This window comes from Sphingomonas psychrolutea (assembly GCF_014636175.1).
Classification (GTDB): Bacteria; Pseudomonadota; Alphaproteobacteria; order Sphingomonadales; family Sphingomonadaceae; genus Sphingomonas; species Sphingomonas psychrolutea.
This window is the reverse complement of record NZ_BMDW01000044.1, coordinates 1-4,298: the sequence shown is the minus strand read 5'-3', so window position 1 is coordinate 4,298 and position 4,298 is coordinate 1. Positions and strand designations below refer to the sequence as shown.

The following is a 4,298-nucleotide window of genomic DNA, read 5'->3' as shown; positions in this document are numbered from 1 at the left end:
GTCAGGCTCATAACCTGAAGGTCACAGGTTCAAATCCTGTCCCCGCAACCAACCAACCCAATACCAAACCGTCTCAGGAGATCCTAAGGCGGGTTTTTTTTGCCTATTCTCGGCGGCTTAGGCCTGTTTCAGGGCTCACTATCGCGTCCCGCTGCAACCCCCGAAATGCCAGGACGTTGATTTGCTTTTGGGGGTATTTTTGGGGGTATGATCCTGCACTCGGCAGGAGATACCCCCAATGGCCCTCAAGGAACTCGAAGTCCGTTACGCGACAACGCGGTCGAAGGATTACAAGCTCGCCGACGCAGAAGGACTTTACCTTCTCGTCCGACCCAACGGCTCGAAGCTCTGGCGCTTCAAGTACCGATACCATGGCAAGGAGAAGCTGCTGTCGTTCGGTAGCTATCCCGGCGTATCGCTGGCAGCGGCACGGTTACGTCGCGCCGAAGCAAAGGTCGCTCTGGGGCAGGGGATCGACCCTGGCGCGAAAGACAAACCTGCCCCGGTCAAAACCTTCGAGGAGGCTGCGCGCGCGTGGCATGCCAATCGGCTTGCCTCACTCGACGAGGGGCACGCGTCCAGGCTGCTAACCCGGCTCGAACGAGATGCTTTCCCGGCATTCGGAAATTGTGAACTGCGCACCGTCACGAGCGCCGACGTACTGGCGATGGTACGTCGCGTAGAGGCGCGTGGAGCGCTCGACGTTAGTCGCCGCCTGAAGCAGCATGTCAGCCAGATCTACCGGTTCGCGATCCCGCATGAATGGGCCAGCACGGACCCGGCAGAGCATTTGAGCGAGTTGCTCAAGCCGAAGCCGCGTACGCGCCATATGGCGCGCGTTCGTATCGACGAACTTCCCCAGCTCGTTCGAGCGATCGACCAGTATGATGGAGACGAAACGCCCAAGCGCCGGGCCGTCACACGGGCAGCGCTGCTGTTTACCCTCCTGACTTGGGCCCGGACCAACGAAACCCGGCTGGCGAGATGGGATGAGTTCGAAGGCCTTGACGGACCCGAACCGCTTTGGCGCGTGCCGGCGTCGCGGATGAAAATGGAGCGCGAGCATATCGTGCCGCTGGCTCCCGCCGTCGTCGCATTGCTGGCCAAGCTGAGAGCGCAGAGCAGCGACACCTATGTGTTCGCCGGTGATAAGCTGGGCCAACCCATCTCGCAGAACACGATGATCTACGGCTGCTATCGCATGGGCTATCGCGGCAGGCAGACCGTTCACGGGTTTCGTGGTATCGCGTCGACCTGGGCCAACGAGGCCGAATGCTTCCGACCTGACTGGATCGAGATGGCGCTCGCCCATGCGGAGCAGGATGAGGTGCGCGGAGCCTATAACAGCGCGCTCTATCTTACCCCGCGGCGTCGCATGCTGGAGGCGTGGGCCGCCGTTGTGACTGAGATGATTGCAGCTTGATCGCCATACGCGGATAGGCTTCGGAACGGCGGGGATTGGGCCGATTCCCGGCGGGCAGCTTTTCGCCCGGACACCCGCCGGTCGGCTATCAGGCGGGTCGCGCCGATCGTCAGGCCGCGAACGGCGATAAGTGGTGGAGGCTGTGTGAGAACGGTGACGGAGCTTCGCTGATTGCGACGCGCGCGAACGCGGTGTTCAGGCCTGCATCGCAGCGATCAGCCCTGGCACGCCGACCAGAGCGATGGCGCGCTTGATGTTGTAGGCCAAGGTGTGAAGGCTCATCTCGGTTGCTACGTTCTTCCGGGTGCGCGTCTTGAAGTGGCTTCGCCCCATCCAGTCTTTGATGGTGCCAAAGACGTGCTCGACGGTGCGTCTTCGGACGCGCATGGCACCAGACATGCGGTCGAGCCGAGCCTGCATGGCCTCGATCACCGCTTCATGCTCCCACCGCTTGATGCGGCGCTCGAGGCTGGTGGTGCAGTTCGCCTTGACCGCGCAGCGGTAGCGACAGGCAGGCGTTGCATAGGCGTGCAGCGTCATGCCGTGCTCGATATTGGAGAAGCGCCGCGTCATCGTCTCGCCGGCCGGGCAGCGGTAGGTGTCGGTATCGGGCTGGTAGAGGAAGTCCTGCTTGCCCCAGCGGCCATCGGCCTTGGCGCCGGACGTGAGCGGCTTGGGGCAGATCGGCGTAATGCCGGCCGCTTCGCACGCGCGTATCTCGGGGCCCGAGAAGTATCCGCGATCGGCAAGCACGGTGAGCGCATCCGTGCCCGTCGCCGCGCGCGCTTGCTCTCCCATCTTCGTCAGCGATGTGCGGTCGTGGCCGAGATTGATGACCTCGTGCGCGACAATGATGTGGCTGTCGGTATCGACCGCCGCCTGAAGGTTGTAGCCGACCTGCCCGGTGCCGGTACCCGCCGACGCCATCGCGCGCGCGTCCGGGTCGGTGAGCGAGATCTGCCGGTCGGGCGAGGCTGCCACCGCCTGCTCCATGGCTTCGAGTTCGCGCATTTGCCGCCGCAGCTCGCCGAGCCTTGTCGTCAGCCGCGTCGTGCGGAGTTCGGCGGCTTCACCGTCCTGCCGGTCGGCGGTGTCGAGCATGCCGAGATAGCGCTGGATGCTGGCATCGACCTGCTCTATCCGACGCCGGATCGTCACCGGCGTGAAGTTCTTGTCGCGCGCGTTCACCGCCCGGAAGCGGCTGCCGTCCACCGCGACCGTGCCGCCCGCAATGAGCCCGAGGTTGCGGCACAGCAAAACGAACCGGCGACACGCCGCCTGGATCGCTGCGCCATGATCGCGACGGAAGTCGGCGATCGTCTTGAAGTCGGGCGCGAGCTTGCCGGTCAGCCACATCAGCTCGACGTTGCGGCCCGCCTCGCGTTCGAGCCGTCGGCTCGACTGCACCTGGTTCAGATATCCATAGATATAGAGCTTGAGCAGCATCGCCGGATGATAGCCGGGCCGCCCGGTCGCCGCTGCATCCGCAAAACCCAGCGCCGCCAGGTCCAGTTCATCGACGAACACATCAACGATCCGCACAGCGCTGTCCTCGGCCACGTAATCGTCGACGCAATCGGGCAGGAAAAGCTGCTGCCGCCGATCGCAACCCTCGATGAAACGCCCCATCATCGGCCTCCCAAATCAGGCCCCAATCATAGCATATCAGCGCGTTTTCACACAGCCTCGGTGGGTTGCAGACCGTAAGCTACTATTTCTTGCTGTTAGCAAAAAAGCGCTTGGCGAATTACGGCCGTGTACACTTGAATGGTATCAACCGTGAGTAGTTACCCGACGCGGCGACTGCACGCCGCGCCGGGCATATCTTATTGATTAGTTTTTACGGTCGTCGTCGTTTTGACCGACGTTGCGCCATCCCTGGGACGTGTTGCTCTATGGCGAACAACGTGACGCACGCGCGGACGCATCGGCATGCTCCTGCTGCGCTTGGTTTCGGTTGTCACAGTCGTCATCGTTGTAGCAGGTTGAGCAGGTGCAATTACGATTGGACGTGCGTTGCGCGCCGCCTGCGCATCGGCTGCTGCTGACGCTGCCGCTCGCTCGGCGCTTTCGGCTCTTGAATTTGCGACTGAAGCCTGGCGCTGGGCTGCATCCGCGGCTTCTTCGGACTGGGCACGTTGGCTCGCGGCAGTTTCAATCCTCATCCGCTGAGCCTCACCTAGTGCCGTATCGGCTAATTGGGACGCACGATTGGCGGCCGCAAAAGCCTGTTCCTTGTGTCCGCTCGCCAAATCTTCTCTCGCTTCGCGAAGGGCTGCCGCGGCAGCCGCTTGCATTCGCGGAAGTTGACCAGTCGCTCCAACCTTATTTGCAGCATCGATTTTAGTACTCGCGATCACAATTGCTTGTTCCGCGCGGTCTTTTTTCCCCTCTGCAAAGGCAAAGCTGGGCGAAGTAAGCACAATCGCGGCGCTAATGCCCGCGATAAATCTGGCGCTCATCATGCTAAATCTCCGATATTTTTTGTACGAGTCCCGAACGAGGCTTGGCTGCGTATGTTCCATTATCGACGATTTGATCACATTTTGATTCGATTATAACAAATAACCAATCTTTCTTGGATATTTCAGGCTTGTTTACCGGCTCGCCGTCGACCCGTCGCGCGAGCGGCGATCGTTCAAAAAGTTTCGCTCGCCGAACGGCAGGTTTAAGGGAGCCGAACGTCCAACTGAACGGCAACATCTGGGTGGAAGCGGCCCGGCTCCTTTTTTGGGGTGAAGCCGGGCCATCGTCAGATTTCTGTCGCCTCGGCTAAGAGGCTGTCTCGAAACGGCGGCGTAATGATAGTGGACGATCGAGCTCCGGTATGATTCCAGAGGGTTGCGACACCTGATCTGGAAGAACCGATGTGGAA

3 protein-coding genes are annotated in these 4,298 nt (G+C 61.3%); 1 reads left to right on the top strand and 2 read right to left on the bottom strand.

The features are described 5' to 3' along the window. Positions 1–238 precede the first annotated feature (238 nt). Positions 239–1,423 carry a tyrosine-type recombinase/integrase gene (locus IEV62_RS17965; RefSeq protein ID WP_188449943.1) on the top strand — a complete coding sequence of 395 codons (1,185 nt, stop codon included), beginning with the start codon at positions 239–241 and terminating at the stop codon, positions 1,421–1,423. A gap of 195 nt (positions 1,424–1,618) precedes the next feature. Here the strand turns inward: IEV62_RS17965 and IEV62_RS17960 are convergent, their stop codons facing one another. Both IEV62_RS17960 and IEV62_RS17955 read right to left on the bottom strand, forming a co-directional pair. Continuing rightward, complete coding sequence (locus IEV62_RS17960; RefSeq protein WP_188449945.1) at positions 1,619–3,052, bottom strand: IS1182 family transposase; 1,434 nt, start codon at positions 3,050–3,052, stop codon at positions 1,619–1,621. A 197-nt stretch (positions 3,053–3,249) separates the two neighbouring features. Then, on the bottom strand, positions 3,250–3,888 hold the full coding sequence (locus IEV62_RS17955; RefSeq protein WP_188449941.1) for a hypothetical protein: 639 nt from the start codon (positions 3,886–3,888) through the stop codon (positions 3,250–3,252). Positions 3,889–4,298 lie beyond the last annotated feature (410 nt).